Origin of the sequence: Bacillus sp. PS196, from assembly GCF_037963555.1 — a bacterium.
GTDB lineage: Bacteria > Bacillota > Bacilli > Bacillales > Bacillaceae > Bacillus > Bacillus subtilis.
The window spans coordinates 584882-600391 of sequence record NZ_CP150159.1; the positions used below are offsets into that span (position 1 = coordinate 584882).

A 15510-nucleotide genomic window follows, 5' to 3' on the forward strand; every position below is an offset into this window, starting at 1 on the left:
CCGCTTCATTAAAACCGCAATCCAAATGCATGAATCACAAAAATCACAACAGGAGGGATCAAGAGGGAAGGCAGCAAATTCAATGTTTTGAACTTCTTGATTCCAAGAATGCTTAGACCTGAACTGAGGATGAGTATGCCTCCCACAATTGTGATTTCATTAATAAGGTCTGTATTGATTGCGCTCTCCATTACTTTAGCAAATAAATAGATGGAGCCTTGCCAGGCAAATAATACAATGGCTGCAGCCGCTATTCCAAAACCAAAAGTTGAAGCGAGCACAATGGAGGTGATCCCATCTAACATCCCGTTTGTCAGGAGGTATGTATAATCTCCATGCAAAGCGGCTTCAACAGGGCCCAATATTGACAGCGAACCTATACAAAATAATAAGACCGCAGTAGATAAGCCCTCTGCTAAATTACTTTTAGAAAATTTGTTCACCAGCTTGTTGAATCGTAATTCTAAATTGATGATCTGGCCTAGCAAACCTCCAATGGCTAAACTCACGATGAATAGAATGGGATATTTACTATCAGGCAAATGCTGTGTAATGGCGTTGATCCCCAGCGCGACTGCAGCGAATCCCATTGCCTGCATCAAAATATCCTGGTATTCATCTTTAATGCCTTTTTTGAATATCCCCCCGATTATGCTTCCTGCAATGATCATCACTGTGTTAAAAATCGTTCCAAACATAAGCTTTCTCCTCCAAAAATCATTCCTGCATAAAAAATAAACCCTCTAGTTAGTAGAGAGTCAAGGGAGATCAAAACATATTCATGAGATTATTTGATGGGCAGCAGGATTTCAGTCACGTAATTATCTAGGTTATTCGTAATGCCATAATCAATGAGTGTGATTTCGATTGAGTCCCCTGCTACTTCATAATGATGTTCTTTCATATATGCCAGTAATTTTTTGTAGTATGGTTCGGCTTCTGGATGTGACCCTTTAAACCTAATTTGCAGATATTCTCTTGAAGGAAAGATGATTTCTGAAGAAGTTTTTTCATTTTCATCTTCAAGAATCATAAATATACTGGAATATTTGTCAAACTGTTTTGCTTTCACATTTGCTGCAGAAATGGATAAACCGATCTTGCCTATGAATATATCTTCGTTTACATTCAGGTGGGTTCTCAATTCAGCTAACGAATGTTCGATATCATGGCCGAGAACATATTCATGCTGCAAGTAAGCCACACGCATTGCGGGAAGTTTGATTTTTGAAATTTGATGTAACGGCATGTTAACGGCATCTTCTATATGTGTGATGCGTCGGGAGATCTTTCGTTCGATGCGTTCCAATTCTTTCTTTTTGCGATCAATTTCAGCCTGCTGGCTTTTTAGTAAATGAAGAAGAGTGTTTGTATTTTGAGAGTTATAAAAATCAAGAAGCTTATTGATTGGCAGGCCTAGGGCCCTCAAATACTTGATGGTATCAAGCCGCTCAAACTGTTGGGTAGAATAATATCTATAGTTCGTTTGCTCATCTTTATATTCCGGTTTCAAAAGGCCGATTTCATCATAATACCGAAGAGCAGAGATTTTCACATTGAATAACTTTGACACTTCTCCAATCGAAAAAAATTCCTTCATTCTAACAACCTTTCTGTGCCTATGATTGATATACACACATTATATAGTACGGCGAGTTCTAAAGGTAAAGTTTGCATCATAAAGAAAAAGCTCCTTCTAAAAAGGAGCTTTTCACTCTTCGAAATAAGGATTTACATGGATGAGCACTTCTTCTACATCTGAAAACTGTCTTTTGATTTCATTTCGAATTTCGCGGGCAATATCGTGTCCCTGCTTAATTGTCAAATCATGATCCAAAGATAAACGGACATCAAGCAATTTATAGTGGCCATGTTCTCGCGCGCGGATTCTATCAATTCGTTTTACTTGATCACATTGAAAAATAACAGCTTTATATTCCTCTATCAGCTCGGGATCAACACTCTTTTCCATGAGCACATCAACAGACGGCCTGATTAATTCCATTGAAATCTTAAAAATGAGGTAAGCAACGATTGCACTGGCAATGGCATCGGCGTACAACAGATAGGACCATCCGCGGGTGTTTCCGATGATAGCCAACAGAACGCCGATAAAAGCGGCAAGAGAGGCAACGATATCGCCTTTATGATCGTACGCAATCGCTATAATCGCTTTGCTGTTCCATTTTTCCCCTTGCTTTATAGAATAACGATATAAGATTTCCTTAGCCACGTACGAAATCAGAGCCGCAAACAATGCGCTGTATTGGGGAACGCTTGGCCCTTTAACAAAGGACAGAATCGCTTCTATGAGGATATAAACGGATACGATCACTAAGATAATTCCTACAATCGCCTCACTAATGACTTCAGCTTTTCCGTGACCAAAAGGATGGTCTTGATCGGGCGGTTTATTGGAAATTCCGATCACTGCCAAGACTGCAATCGAAGCAACGACATCTGCCGCGGAATGTATTCCGTCTGCAAACACGGCTTCACTATCGCCTACCAGCCCAAAAAAGACCTTTCCTGCCATTAAGATCAGATTGGCGATCAATGCAATCAAAGCAACTTTTCTGCTTATTTGTTCTCTTTCACTTGCCATTTTTTCCTCCTATAAAACTGCACAAAAAAAATAGGAGTGCTCTATATACGCTCTCCGTATCCTTTCCTGTGTAATCACTTTGCTTATCATACCAATTCAATTTCGAGTGGGTCTATAGCAACGTTGTTTCCTGTTTACTAATAAATAAGGTGACAGAAAAAAAGTTGGAGCTGTGCTAAAAAGGTCATACAGCAAACAAATGAGTTCTTATGTAACAACAGTGATGATTCGCCATTAAATACTGCCGTCAGTGAAAAATTTCCACCTGATTGTTAAAAACCTATTGACATGAGAAGATCTGTATTTTATTATTATCTCATATTCAAGATATTTTAATTCGAGATATTTGATTGAAAAGATCAGTGATCAAGCGCAACTCTAAGTGTTCACTCGTTGTCATTTCTTTTACACAATATTCAATATGGATTTTTTATAATATAATATCTCGAATTCGAGATAAAAGGGAGTGTATCATAATGGCTGAATTTATACAGTTAGTCAATGAAAGACGATCTGCAAGCAATTTTCTTTCAGGTCATCCAATCACAAAAGAAGACCTCAATGAAATGTTTGAATTGGTTGCATTGGCGCCATCGGCTTTTAATTTGCAGCATACAAAATATGTGACGGTTCTTGACCAGGACGTAAAAGAAAAACTGAAGCAGGCCGCAAACGGACAATTTAAAGTGGTTAGCTCTTCTGCGGTTCTCTTGGTATTAGGGGATAAGCAGGCATATCAACAAGCGGCTGATATCTATGAAGGTTTAAAGGTATTGGGGATATTAAATAAGCAAGAGTATGACCACATGGTGCACGACACCGTTTCGTTTTATGAAAACAGGGGAGAACAATTTAAGAGAGATGAGGCGATAAGGAATGCTTCACTTTCTGCGATGATGTTTATGCTGAGTGCTAAGGAAAAAGGCTGGGATACCTGCCCGATGATCGGCTTTGATGCGGAAGCCGTAAAACGGATTTTGAACATAGACGACCAATTTGAGGTTGTCATGATGATTACGATTGGAAAAGAAAAAACAGAGAGCAGAAGACCGCGCGGCTACCGGAAGCCTGTGAATGAGTTTGTTGAGTATATGTAAAAGGAGCGGATAAAAATGGCTAAAAAAACGATGGGAATTCATCATATTACAGCGATTGTCGGTCACCCTCAAGAGAACACAGATTTCTACGCAGGAGTGCTTGGGCTTCGTTTGGTCAAGCAAACTGTCAATTTTGATGACCCAGGTACGTATCATCTTTATTTTGGGAATGAAGGCGGGAAGCCGGGAACAATCATTACCTTCTTTCCGTGGGCCGGAGCCCGCCAAGGCGTCATTGGTGACGGTCAAGTTGGCGTGACTTCGTATGTTGTGCCGAAAGGGGCTATGGCATTTTGGGAAAAGAGACTAGAAAAGTTCAACGTTCCATACACCAAAATCGAGCGCTTTGGGGAACAATATGTAGAATTTGATGATCCTCATGGACTGCACTTAGAAATCGTGGAAAGAGAAGAAGGAGAGGCTAATACGTGGACTTTCGGAGATGTAACGCCCGATGTTGCCATTAAAGGTTTTGGGGGTGCAACCCTATTATCAGCGCAGCCTGACAAAACCGCTGACCTTTTAGAAAACATCATGGGGCTGGAGCGAGTCGGCAAAGAAGGAGACTTCGTTCGTTATCGTTCCGCCGGTGATATCGGAAATGTGATTGACCTTAAGTTAACGCCTATTGGCCGCGGGCAAATGGGGGCCGGAACGGTGCATCACATCGCTTGGCGGGCTAACGATGATGAAGATCAGTTAGATTGGCAAAGATATATTGCTTCCCACGGATATGGTGTAACTCCTGTTCGGGATAGAAACTACTTTAATGCCATTTACTTCAGGGAACACGGGGAAATCCTGTTTGAAATCGCAACTGATCCCCCAGGCTTTGCACATGATGAAACACAGGAAACAATGGGCGAAAAACTGATGCTGCCTGTGCAATATGAACCGCATCGCACACAAATTGAACAAGGGCTGCTGCCGTTTGAAGTAAGAGAGTTAGATTGATTTGACACATAAAAAATAAAGAAACATATATTCAATTGATGATTGCTGGATACTGTCAGCAAAGAATCAGATAAAATCAAAGATGAGGAGAGATACAAATGGAAGATGCAGGACTGTTGCTTATTCGTATAATGATTGGTGTGGTGTTTTTGTTTTATGGCACACAAAAATTATTCGGCTGGTTTGGCGGATACGGGATTAAAGGAACCGGACAATGGTTCGAATCAATTGGGGTGAAACCAGGAAACGTTGCGGCCGCTCTATCAGGTCTTGGGGAGTTAGTAAGCGGAATTCTATTTATTTTAGGCGTATTCCTCCCGCTTGGAGCTGCTATCATAACGATCATCATGTTAGGTGCTATCGTAAAAGTCCATGGAGCGAAAGGTTTTGCGAATGGCGCCGGAGGTTTTGAATATAACCTGGTGCTCATTGCAGTTTCCATAGGGGTTGCACTCATCGGTTCAGGAGCTTACGCTTTGCATTTTTAATACGAAAGTATGTAAGAACAGTTGCTGCTTGTCAGTAACTGTTCTTTTATTTTGACATTTTCGGCAAGCTTGCAGGTACTCTGCAAAGTAAAAAAGCGGATATAATAAATATAAATCAGTATAGTGAATGATACGTATTGATGAGCTTGGTTATAAAAGACAGACCTATTTGAAGGAGTAAATGGATGAAAGAGATGACAGAATTACATTCATTAGATTCTATAGATAATTTTATCAAACAGCACAAATTCAGTTTTATTTATATATCAAGGCCTGCCTGTACAGTATGTCACGCAGTCCTGCCCCAGCTCAGAATAGTATTGGATCAGTTTCCAAACATCAAATTGGGGCATATCAATGCTGACGATGTAGCAGAGGTCGCTGGCAGATTTTCAGTTTTCACCGTTCCTGTGCTTCTTTTGTTCATTGATGGGACTGAGTTTCTAAGAGAAGCCCGTTTTGTTCATTTTGAACAGCTTGAACAAAAGCTGAAAAGGGTTTATCGATTATATGAAGGCGAATAAAGGAATAAGGCAAAAAAAGAACTCAAATGAGTTCTTTTTTTATTCTTCACTAGGCGAAGAAGGGTTATCAACCTGCCCTTGATCACTTGTATCATTATCACAACTTGCTGAAATAATAATTGAATGAGAAGGAGAGTAATCTCCTAATGTGAAATTCACTCCGTAATTTTTGCTGTTCGCAGTATGGCTGTTTTGCAAGTTTTGTCCGATATCTGTATTGGCGTTTTGTGTCATTCCATTTATCGTGAGATTTGAGATGTTGATTTGAGATCGCATGCTTCAAAAACTCCTTTCACTCAGAAGTAGCCGTCATAGAGGACGCTGGCAGTCTATTTACTTCTATGATATTGCGTTTTTATATCATTGCATCAACATAATGGTAAAAATAATAGCGAGTGAATGAGCATCTCTTTTGAAGATGATCAACCTATCAGCAGAAATAAAGCCGCCTGATAAAGAGGCGGCAGATCGTTATATGTCATCTATGAATTTGATGTATCGTTTTTCGTTTGCCTGAAGGATAAGATGGTCGTTTTTAATGATGAGTAGGAGCCTATAGCAGCGTAGCCATAAAACCAGCCCATAAATACGCCAGAAAAGAGGCTGTGTCGATGGCTTATGAAAACAGAAATGACAAGGCCTGTTATTAAGGCAACTGACGGTACAAAAGTTTTGGGGATTTTCAATAATATTTTGAGGATTTGGGTTATCAATATGATGATTGGAACAGCTATCACAGCATCCCAAAAGTTCGTGTGAATAATTGGAAAAGCCATACGACACCTCATGAAGTGTTTATTTCTTAATTTTTACGCTAAAAGCTTGGAAAGCAGCTCTTGGATCGCATATGTTACATTTTGGGCTTGATTGGCGGAGCTTGTTTGGCTTAAAGTATTGGATTCAAAAACCAAACCTGTATTACTCCCACCGGAACCCTCTGTTGTTTTAGACACAGAGAACGGGCTGATGGAAACTGCAAATCCGTTATTAAAAACGCTGTTCCCGGATATCGAATGAATATAAACTGGGAATTTCATCATTCATCTCTCCTCTCCGTTATGACTGTTTATACAATATGGTGTGTGAGCAGCAGTTGCTTAAACAAAACGGCAAAAACTTTCAGTAAGAGACAAAAACCTGCAAAATGCCACAAGCGCCTTTTGTTAATGCAGCTTTTTAGGGACGTTTTTTTTATTTTTTTTACCAACTTCATCAAAAATATTCTGATTGGCAGACTGGGCTTGTCCATCCTTATTTATGAAATCGGGGTGAATGAGTTTTTTCAGATCCCTGACTGTTAAAGGCTTGGCGTCATCAGTTAATTCTATTCCTAATTGCCCGTTTGCCTCTAATGTCGCAATTTTGACATCTTGTATAGCCGTAACGCCGTGAAGCCGTAGCTGCATTTCAAGCTGGTCAGCTGTAAGTCTCATCTTCTTTAAGTTTTCGATATGAAGCTGTCCGTTTTCAATGACGATTTTTGCTTTTCCGGTTAACATCTTTTCAATGGTGTTCGATTTCATTTGGATCCATTCCATAACGATGAGTGTGCTTGTGAAAATTGCCGCTGCAATTAATGTTTTGAAGAGGCTGTACTCGATGATTGGCTGAACGATAATAGTTCCGATCGAAATCATGACAACCGTTTGAGTTGACGTCATTTGTGCGATTGATTTCCTTCCTGAAATTCTCAGCAAAATGACCCCGGCTACAATGAGAACAAGAGATTCCCAAGTGAAATTCATGCTACCACCTGACCAATGATGAATTAGATTTGTCATGGGATTGGCTTTTCTTCCGGCCAATCGCAATTTAATATATCCGAAAGGCAGTCGGTTCATTCTGTCCTGAACCGAACAATATTTTTGGTATAGATGGATATATTAAGCCGAACAATGATAGCAACAGGAGTTTTTTGGCCGAAACAATCTGGGAAGCGGGGAGCGCCATAACATGGTTGAACTTGAAGTTGTCATTAGAACGGTTGCCAGCTTTGGCTTGCTGTTAATCGCAGAACGAATTTTAGGCAAACAGACAATCTCTCAAATGACGATTTTTGATTTTATTGCGGCGATCACACTAGGGGCGATTGCTGGTGGATTAGCTTACAATACTTCAATAAAACCGCACAATATGGCCATTTCGTTTAGTATTTTTGTGCTAACCATTTTTCTAATTTCGTTTCTGTCGATAAAGAACAGGAAGCTGAGGAAATTTTTTGCCGGAGATCCAACAGTGCTGATTCAAAACGGGAAGATACTTGAATCAAATATGAGGAAAATGCGTTACACACTTGATTATTTAAATCAGCAATTGCGGGAAAAAGAAATATTTAATATCGAAGAAGTTCTTTTTGCCATTCTTGAAACGAATGGTCAGCTGACTGTGTTAAGAAAACCGCAATTCCGGCATGTGACCAAACAGGATTTAATGATTGCGGTAAACCAAGAACACAGGCTTCCGATAGAGCTTATTATGGACGGAGAAATCATTGAGAATAATTTAAAGCAGAATCGTTTGACGGAATCCTGGCTTTTGGAAGAATTGCAAAAAAGAGACATAAAGGTGAAAGAGACCGTGTACGCAGTGCTGCTGGGTAATGGGGATATTTATGTGGATCAATATAAAGACCATATATCAGTCCCTATGGATAAGGAATGAAGGAACAATCAATCTTAAAGCCCCTTATTGAACGCAATGGTTTCAATTTGTCTTGGGTACGAAATGTGCAGAAGCCCGTTTAACAGCTGAATCTGTAACAAATGAGATTCAGCGGCTTCGGGAAGCTGAATGATTCGCTCAATTTCTCCGTAATACCGTTCACGCAGCACTTCCATTTCGGCAGGAAAAACAGGCGTGATCGTCCCTTTGATCAACAGCTGGGTTTTAGATAGTAAACGGATCGTTAATTCTTCCTCATACACACCGGGCATTTCCACAATGATAAAATTATATTCTTCATCTTGATAAAAGTCGTAAACAAATGTAGAAGCTTCGGAATCAAAAAAATGTTCCGGGGCTTTATATTTGAGCACATTTGTCCAAAAGTCACTTTGTTTATATTCATTCGTAATCTCAAGCCACTTTCGAATTTTTTCGAAATCCATATGAGATTCTCCTTAAATTTGATTTGAAATCGGCGCAGAAGGGTTTCCGATTTGGTCTTGGTCACTAACGTCTGAATCAATATTTCCAGTGTTTAAAAGTGAAGACGTAGGCGAAAGATCCCCTAAGGAAAAGTTTGCTCCAAAATATTTGCTGTTCGCAGTATGGCTGTTGTGCACAGTCGGACCGACATCTATATTTCCGTTTTGCGTGACGCCGTTGATCTTAATATTTGCGATGTTAATTTGATATGGCATAGACGAAACCCCTTTAATCTAAAATTGGCGGTGGTGCAATCGGAGGAGCATTAACGTTGGATGTATCAGAGTTGCCGATAGATGTCTGGTCATTTACATCAGGATCGTTTAAGAAGTTTTCCATAACCGATTCTGTAGGTGATGTATCACCGAAAGAAGAATTGGTCCCTTGAGATTTTTGATTGTTGGTAGGGCTGTTATAAGCAGCTTCGCCTATTGTAATTGAACCATTGCCCGAAATACTGTTGATCTTCAAATAATATAGGTTGATTACTGTAGACGGCATCCCATCACACCCTTCCATCTTTCTGTACAGTACATTATGCGCCGCTGCACCCAATTGTTCCTTGCATTTACGGGCAAAACTCTATCTGGCCCCAGAGTGATGCTCGTTAGAAAAAAAGAATAAAGTTTGTCACAGCCTGAATGTCAATCTATTTGGCAAATACTACTTATCAGTGAATGAAAAGCCATTGATATAGGAAGCAATGAATTGATTCAGTTATTCGAAATGCATGAGACCTTTTAATAAAGGAAGCTGGCAAACAGGATCAGTTTGAAATCATTGACAATGAAGCTAATGCCATGAAATAATACTCGTGAGTAACATTACTTTCGAGTATTATTTTTGGGGGTGGTCCTCGTTGAAAAGTAAAAAAGGACGTAAAGGAGAAGAAAGCCGGAAACGGTTACTCAAAGCTGCCGCTAATGAATTTTCGATTCGGGGATTCCATGACACGAAGATAAGTGAGATTGTAAAAAAAGCTGGGTTCACACAGCCTTCATTTTACCTGTACTTTCAAAGCAAAGAAGCCATCTTTGAGGAGTTAATCACCGATTTTCACTTCCGAGTAAGAAAGCTGACAGAGTCACTTCTTCTGGAAAACGGATTAAACACGGAGGATGTGACAAAACGGGTGCTGTCTGCTGTGGAATCTGTTTTTCAATGTCTGGCTGAGGACAAGGATTTAACCAAGATCGGCTTTTTTCTCAACCCGGAAGCAAAACAAATGAAAAAAGACTTGGCGATGGTTTTGAAAGAGAACTTAGAAGCAGAACAGCGGCTTGGCTATTTTCACTCTGAACTGGATATGGAAACTGTCGCTGAGTGTTTGGTCGGCATGATTGAACATTTAACCGATTCATTTTTGTTAACCGGAATCAAAGATCCGGCAAGCCTCGCAGCAGAGGTTGTGAATCTTTTAATTTACGGGATGCTTCCGAAAGGGAATGACGTAAGATGATATCTATTATTACGAAAGTCAGTTTGGCAGTTTTTATGCTTGCGGGAGGCATCATAAAGGTAAGCCGCGTTCCCTTTCAAGTTGAGCATTGGCGGCATTATCAATATCCATTATGGTTTCTGACTGTTACTGGCATTCTTGAAATAGCCGGGGCACTTGCTATGACAGCGGGAATTTGGAATCGGTATGCAGCAATTGGAGCAGGTGTTCTGTTTGTCGTTCTCATGGCGGGAGCCATTCATGCGCATATGTTTCGAGCAAGACAATCGGCCATCATGGCGATACCAGCGATGATTTGTTTGATTGTTTCTATCATGATCATCATGGGGAGTTACACGTAAGCTTTTCACTAATGTTTAAGAACAAGCCCATTTGCAGGAAATCTCCTGTTCTTATCGAATAATAGAAAGTCCAGGAATTAACTGAAGCAGTAAAATAGAGATCCATTTCTGCGTTATTCGTCCGGCATCAGCTGGGCTTTTTTTATAAAGGAGGAATACAGGATGGCATTCACTTTGGAAGACATGACTGAGGAAGAGTTCGAAGCCTTTCGAGTGATGTCCGTGCAAAATTATGCGAAACAAAACATAACGTCAGGAACTTGGACGGAAAAAGAGGCATTTGAGAAATCGGAGCAGGCATATGAGAACATGATTCCGAATGGGCGAGACAGCAGCAATCATTATTTTTGGAACATCACAAATGACCAAGGGGAAAGAATGGGCTGGCTCTGGCTGTATGCTGATCCGTTTCATCCGCAAAAGGAAGCGTTTATCTATTCCTTTGGATTGTATGAAGCCTTTCGCGGAAAAGGACTTGCTCAATTGGCGCTTCAAACGCTTGATGAAAGAGCAAGAGAGCTTGGTGCGGAAAGGCTGGCTCTACATGTATTTGCACACAACGAGACAGCCGTCTATCTTTATCAGAAGATGGGCTATGCCATGACCAATATACGTATGCGGAAACAGCTATGCTGAAAAGCCGCTTACGTTACCCAAATACAACATGCCTATCTGGAAGCGGTGGCAGGGTACTATAAGTCATCATTAGAAAGATTAAGGTCATGGGAGGCTTGAACATATAAAGAAAAAGGACAACAGCTGTTGTCCTTTTCAATGCCGCTTGAACTTTCTCCCTCAGTCTTTTTTGTCTTGATGATCCAGCTCTTTTATTCGTTTCGTAAGCTCATTGAAAGCCTGATCAAGCTCCTTATACCCTTTATCATTTGGCGTCATAAAACTGAGCTTTCCCAGCACTTCTTGTCTTTCTGTCTCAAGCTTTAACCGAAGCTCCTCCCGCTCATTTCTTTCTGAAGGAGCGTCGTTTAACTGCTTTTCGATGCCGTTGTTTGAGATGACGAGTTTACTGTTTGTTGTTTTTTCGAGAAAGTATCGGTCATGTGAAACCGCCAGCAATGTGCCGCTGTATTGTGACAGTGTTTCTTCCAGCTGTTCGCGTGACGGCAGGTCGAGATGGTTTGTCGGCTCATCTAAAATCAGCACGTCTTTTTCCTCCAGAATATATGCCATCAGCTTGATCTTTACACGCTCACCCATACTCATATGCTTGATCGGTTCAGTCCATTGGGCGGCTGTAAAACCTAAGTGCCTCATCAGATTTTGAACGTGCCCCCTTGCTTTGAATGTTTCATTCTCAAATAACTCTTCCGGTGTTTGTTCTAAAGGCAAATCAAACACCTCCTGCGTTAAATAGCCGATGTTTGCGGACGGCGACACCCATACACTTCCTTCTGCTGTTTCCTGTCCCAGAATGATGTTCAGTAATGTCGTTTTTCCGCTGCCATTGGGGCCTATGATCGCAACCTTTTCGCCGTGCTGAATCGTAAAGTTTGCGTTTTCAAAGAGTGTCCTTTCTTCAAACGCTTTTGTTACATTCTGAACTTCTAAAAAACGTTTTCCTGTTTTGTGGGTTGTATCGATTGAAAAGCGGACTGTATATTCTGGGGTAACGGGTTCCGCCTTTGCTTTTTCCAGCTCTTTTTCAAGCCGCTTCTGCTTGGATTTTATCTGGGCATCCGTACGCTTCGCTTTTACCCGGTGATATTCTTTAAACCCTTCCTTTTTCGTCGATTGAGCATGGGCTTTTTCCGACCAAGAAGCGAGCTCATTCATTTGTGCTTCAATCCGTTCGACCATTTTTTGCTGCTTTTCATATTCACGCTGCTGGGTGAGTCTTTTCTTCTCCCGGAACTTCATATACCCGGAGTAATTCCCTTTGAATTCAATCAGCGTCTGATCCTCAAGCGACCATATTTTTGTTGCGGCTTCGTCTAAAAAATATCGATCGTGAGAAACGAGAATCACCGTGCCGCTATAATGTTTCAGCTGTTGGATGAGAAATTGCAAGCTTTTTTCATCAAGGTGGTTTGTCGGTTCATCTAACAGCAGCAGATCTGCATCCTCTGATAGTCCTTTCGCCAGCCGCGCTTTCAGTTTTTCACCGCCGCTTAACTGATGAAAATCACGAAGAGGCACATGCCATTTCTCCAGTAACTTCTTTTCGGCAGGTGTCTGATCCGCAAAGGAATATGCCGCTGTTTCCTGTTCAACCAAAGCCAGTTTTATATCCTTTCGAAGGATTTGACCCTGGGAAGGGGCTAAGTCATTGTGAATGAGGTGCAGCAGCGTAGATTTCCCAGCGCCGTTTTTGCCGATAATCCCAATGATATCTCCTTGCTGAACACTGGCATTTATATTTTTAAAAACAGTCAGATCCTTCACTTCATAGCTAACGTTTGTTAATGTTACGATCTCTTTCATCCATATCCCTCGCTTTAAAGGGAGAATAAAAAAATCCTCCCAAATGTGTTGGAAGGATTAGCCGTGCCTGTGCATGATCAAATAAGCTATTTTTTATAAATAGCAGGTCGTATATATAGAAAATGGGCAGACTAATCCTATTTTTTGATTTGAAATATTGATTTCAAACGATAAAAATAAGATTAGTTAATCATTGTCCACCCATCATCCCTTCTTGTTTTGATTACAAACACTATAGCATACCTTCAAATTCAAAAGCAAAGGTCATTTTCATCAAAAAAACTCCTGCTCTCATTTTTGAGGCAGGAGTTTCGAGTGTTATTGATGCTTCGCTTTTCTCACTTTATAAATCACAATCAGCAAAATAAACCAAACCGGTGTGACAAATAAGGAAACACGAGTATCCTGTGCCAGTGCCAGCACAACCAGAACAAACGCCAGGAACGCAAGAATCAGGTAATTTGTAAACGGATAAAGCGGAAGCTTAAACTTGTTTGTTTTCGCTAATTCAGGTCTTGTTTTGCGGTATTTCATATGGCAGATGACCGTAATTCCCCAAATGTAGATAAAGCATACGGTTGAAATACTTGTGATCAGGGTGAATACGCCTTCTGGCATGATGTAGTTTAACGTAACACCGATTAAAATCACGATAGCTGAAAAGAATAAAGCATTTCTTGGCACTTTACGCTGAGTCAGTTTCGCCATTGACTCAGGCGCATTGTGATCTTTCGCCAGGGAATAGACCATACGGCTTGTACTGAATACAGCGCTGTTGCATGCTGAAGCAGCGGAAGTCAATACAACAAAGTTGATAATACTTGCAGCCCCGACGATGCCAACCGCGACAAATACTTGTACGAATGGGCTTTCGCTGGGATTGATGACATCCCAAGGATAGATGCTCATAATCACGAGAAGAGCCCCGATATAAAAAAGCAACACACGGACAGGAATATTGTTGATCGCCTTAGGGATTACTTTTTCAGGATTTTCTGTTTCACCGGCTGTAAGCCCGACAAGCTCAATGCCGACAAAAGCAAACACAACCATCTGGAACGAGAGGATAAACCCGTGCATGCCATTCGGGAACAGGCCTCCGTGGCTCCAGAGATTTGTGAAGCTGGACACTCCTGAGCTTGTGGAAAAGCCTTTGAAAATCATCACAAGGCCAATGACGATTAACGCCAAAATGGCAATGACTTTAATCAAAGCAAACCAAAATTCTAATTCTCCAAACAGCTTGACTGTCGCCAGGTTCATAATCAGTAAAATAATTAGAGCGATTAAGCCAGGCACCCATTGCGGCACACCCGGGAGCCAATATTGAGTGTAGAGCCCGACTGCTGTCAGATCAGCCATCGCAATGGAAATCCAGCAGAACCAATATGTCCAGCCGGTGATAAATGCTGCCATATCGCCTAGGTAGTCTTGTACAAAATCCACAAAAGAGTGATAGTTCAAGTTTGATAACAGCAGTTCACCCAGCGATCTCATAATTAAAAAGCAAATGATCCCTGTGATCATATAAGCAAATAAAATCGAAGGTCCGGCAAAATGAATCGATTTGCCCGAGCCGAGAAATAAGCCTGTCCCAATGGCTCCGCCGATGGCGATGAGCTGGATATGCCTGTTTTTCAAGCCTCTCTGCAACGTTTGCTGATTTATATTGTCTTTCGTCATGTCGTCTGTCACTTTATGTGTTCCTCCATTGAAAATTGTTTATTGAGTCAGCAATCTATTTTTAATGATTATTATAACACTAAAATTTCTATCTTTTTTACTAAAAAAGGATTGATGAAAAGAATTTTAATGTGATTTGGACTATTTCCCGAAAAAAGCGGCTCCATTTAGGGAGCCGCTTTTTTATGCTTTTTCAGTTTTTGTCATAAACAGGTAGAGCCCGTAATCTGTCGGTGCGGATGCGTAGCCTGCCTGCCGCAGCATTGCTGTGATATTGCCGCGGTGGTATGTCCCGTGGTTGACAACGTGGGGAAGCAGTTCGGAAACAGTTGTTTTCATGATTCCGCTTGAGGGATTTTGAATCTGGAGTGGCTGATTGAGCTGTTCTTTTTGCTGTAAAAATAGTATATAGCGCTCGGATAACCTCAGAAAAAGGTCTTCCATTTCCTCTATTTCTTTAGCCTCTGTCTGTTCTTTAAGCTGTTCAGCTAAAGCCAACGCATCGCTCAAGGTTTTGCCGGAAAACACTTCAATCCAGCCGAGATCAGAAAGATAAACATGAGACAATACATGGGATATTGACGGAAACACGCTTTGAATTTCTTGATGGTATATCTCTTTTGGAAGCTCTTTTAATCGGTTGAATATTTGTTGATTGGCCCAGACGTTATATTCATACAATTTGAATGCCAAATCTGACATGTTAAAATTCCCCCTTTCGTGTGTATAGCTTCCATTATACACGAACGTGAGTTCTTATGTAGAGTGCTCGA

21 protein-coding genes are annotated in these 15510 nt (G+C 40.9%); 8 read left to right on the forward strand and 13 right to left on the reverse strand.

Going from position 1 to position 15510, the window contains the following annotated elements:
• Window positions 1-8 precede the first annotated feature (8 nt).
• From NST79_RS03095 to mneP, 3 genes are all read right to left on the reverse strand, one after another.
• A complete protein-coding gene (locus NST79_RS03095) occupies window positions 9-698 on the reverse strand; it encodes a DUF554 domain-containing protein (protein ID WP_015252719.1) in 690 nt (229 codons plus the stop codon).
• Window positions 699-787: 89 nt separating this feature from the next.
• Window positions 788-1600 (reverse strand): MerR family transcriptional regulator, encoded by an 813-nt coding sequence (locus NST79_RS03100; RefSeq protein WP_003234177.1) that lies wholly within the window; start codon window positions 1598-1600, stop codon window positions 788-790.
• A gap of 111 nt (window positions 1601-1711) precedes the next feature.
• Window positions 1712-2605 carry a manganese transporter MneP gene (gene mneP / locus NST79_RS03105; protein WP_015252717.1) on the reverse strand — a complete coding sequence of 298 codons (894 nt, stop codon included), beginning with the start codon at window positions 2603-2605 and terminating at the stop codon, window positions 1712-1714.
• Window positions 2606-3081: 476 nt separating this feature from the next.
• On the opposite strand from mneP, the gene NST79_RS03110 reads away from it, so the two are divergent.
• From NST79_RS03110 to NST79_RS03125, 4 genes are all read left to right on the forward strand, one after another.
• Complete coding sequence (locus tag NST79_RS03110; protein WP_122895065.1) at window positions 3082-3702, forward strand: nitroreductase family protein; 621 nt, start codon at window positions 3082-3084, stop codon at window positions 3700-3702.
• Between the two features lie 15 nt (window positions 3703-3717).
• Complete coding sequence (locus NST79_RS03115) at window positions 3718-4656, forward strand: ring-cleaving dioxygenase (protein WP_033883506.1); 939 nt, start codon at window positions 3718-3720, stop codon at window positions 4654-4656.
• A 98-nt stretch (window positions 4657-4754) separates the two neighbouring features.
• Window positions 4755-5144, forward strand: coding sequence for a DoxX family protein (locus tag NST79_RS03120; RefSeq protein WP_003234169.1), 390 nt, complete (start codon window positions 4755-4757; stop codon window positions 5142-5144).
• A gap of 185 nt (window positions 5145-5329) precedes the next feature.
• Complete coding sequence (locus tag NST79_RS03125) at window positions 5330-5668, forward strand: thioredoxin family protein (protein ID WP_024572376.1); 339 nt, start codon at window positions 5330-5332, stop codon at window positions 5666-5668.
• A gap of 39 nt (window positions 5669-5707) precedes the next feature.
• Here NST79_RS03125 and NST79_RS03130 read toward each other — a convergent pair whose 3' ends face one another.
• The 4 genes from NST79_RS03130 to NST79_RS03145 all read right to left on the reverse strand — a co-directional run bounded on the left by NST79_RS03130 (window position 5708) and on the right by NST79_RS03145 (window position 7413).
• Window positions 5708-5944 (reverse strand): spore germination protein, encoded by a 237-nt coding sequence (locus NST79_RS03130; protein WP_003244342.1) that lies wholly within the window; start codon window positions 5942-5944, stop codon window positions 5708-5710.
• Window positions 5945-6150: 206 nt separating this feature from the next.
• On the reverse strand, window positions 6151-6444 hold the full coding sequence (locus NST79_RS03135) for a hypothetical protein (protein ID WP_009969672.1): 294 nt from the start codon (window positions 6442-6444) through the stop codon (window positions 6151-6153).
• 33 nt (window positions 6445-6477) lie between these two features.
• Window positions 6478-6708 carry a spore germination protein gene (locus tag NST79_RS03140; RefSeq protein ID WP_029317348.1) on the reverse strand — a complete coding sequence of 77 codons (231 nt, stop codon included), beginning with the start codon at window positions 6706-6708 and terminating at the stop codon, window positions 6478-6480.
• 123 nt (window positions 6709-6831) lie between these two features.
• Window positions 6832-7413: a DUF421 domain-containing protein gene (locus NST79_RS03145; protein WP_175407059.1), complete on the reverse strand. Its 582-nt coding sequence runs from the start codon at window positions 7411-7413 to the stop codon at window positions 6832-6834.
• Window positions 7414-7621: 208 nt separating this feature from the next.
• Here NST79_RS03145 and NST79_RS03150 point away from each other — a divergent pair, with 208 nt between their 5' ends.
• Complete coding sequence (locus tag NST79_RS03150) at window positions 7622-8329, forward strand: DUF421 domain-containing protein (protein WP_212059792.1); 708 nt, start codon at window positions 7622-7624, stop codon at window positions 8327-8329.
• Window positions 8330-8343: 14 nt separating this feature from the next.
• On the opposite strand, the gene cotP is transcribed toward NST79_RS03150, so the two are convergent.
• Genes cotP through NST79_RS03165 form a run of 3 tightly spaced genes read right to left on the reverse strand, consistent with a single transcriptional unit; the run spans window position 8344 to window position 9316 of the window.
• Complete coding sequence (gene cotP, locus NST79_RS03155; RefSeq protein WP_069322405.1) at window positions 8344-8775, reverse strand: spore coat protein CotP; 432 nt, start codon at window positions 8773-8775, stop codon at window positions 8344-8346.
• Window positions 8776-8787: 12 nt separating this feature from the next.
• The gene (locus NST79_RS03160; RefSeq protein WP_003234151.1) at window positions 8788-9030 is read right to left on the reverse strand and encodes a spore germination protein; all 243 of its coding nucleotides are present in this window, start codon (window positions 9028-9030) and stop codon (window positions 8788-8790) included.
• A 13-nt stretch (window positions 9031-9043) separates the two neighbouring features.
• Window positions 9044-9316, reverse strand: coding sequence for a spore germination protein (locus NST79_RS03165; RefSeq protein ID WP_003243854.1), 273 nt, complete (start codon window positions 9314-9316; stop codon window positions 9044-9046).
• A 358-nt stretch (window positions 9317-9674) separates the two neighbouring features.
• Between NST79_RS03165 and NST79_RS03170 the strand changes: the two genes are divergently transcribed.
• From NST79_RS03170 to NST79_RS03180, 3 genes are all read left to right on the forward strand, one after another.
• Window positions 9675-10274 (forward strand): TetR/AcrR family transcriptional regulator, encoded by a 600-nt coding sequence (locus tag NST79_RS03170; RefSeq protein WP_131227149.1) that lies wholly within the window; start codon window positions 9675-9677, stop codon window positions 10272-10274.
• A complete protein-coding gene (locus tag NST79_RS03175; RefSeq protein ID WP_119899065.1) occupies window positions 10271-10615 on the forward strand; it encodes a DoxX family protein in 345 nt (114 codons plus the stop codon). The genes NST79_RS03170 and NST79_RS03175 overlap by 4 nt, the downstream gene beginning before the upstream one ends.
• Window positions 10616-10777: 162 nt before the next feature.
• A complete protein-coding gene (locus tag NST79_RS03180) occupies window positions 10778-11251 on the forward strand; it encodes a GNAT family N-acetyltransferase (RefSeq protein WP_069322406.1) in 474 nt (157 codons plus the stop codon).
• Window positions 11252-11410: 159 nt separating this feature from the next.
• Here the strand turns inward: NST79_RS03180 and vmlR are convergent, their stop codons facing one another.
• The 3 genes from vmlR to dinB all read right to left on the reverse strand — a co-directional run bounded on the left by vmlR (window position 11411) and on the right by dinB (window position 15439).
• Entirely contained in the window at window positions 11411-13054 is a 1644-nt protein-coding gene (gene vmlR / locus NST79_RS03185) for an ABC-F type ribosomal protection protein (protein WP_212059795.1), read from the reverse strand.
• 318 nt (window positions 13055-13372) lie between these two features.
• Window positions 13373-14749, reverse strand: coding sequence for an amino acid permease (locus NST79_RS03190; RefSeq protein ID WP_014475969.1), 1377 nt, complete (start codon window positions 14747-14749; stop codon window positions 13373-13375).
• A 171-nt stretch (window positions 14750-14920) separates the two neighbouring features.
• Window positions 14921-15439, reverse strand: a complete 519-nt coding sequence (dinB, locus tag NST79_RS03195; protein ID WP_212059797.1) for a DinB family protein — start codon at window positions 15437-15439, stop codon at window positions 14921-14923.
• Between the last annotated feature and the right edge of the window lie 71 nt (window positions 15440-15510).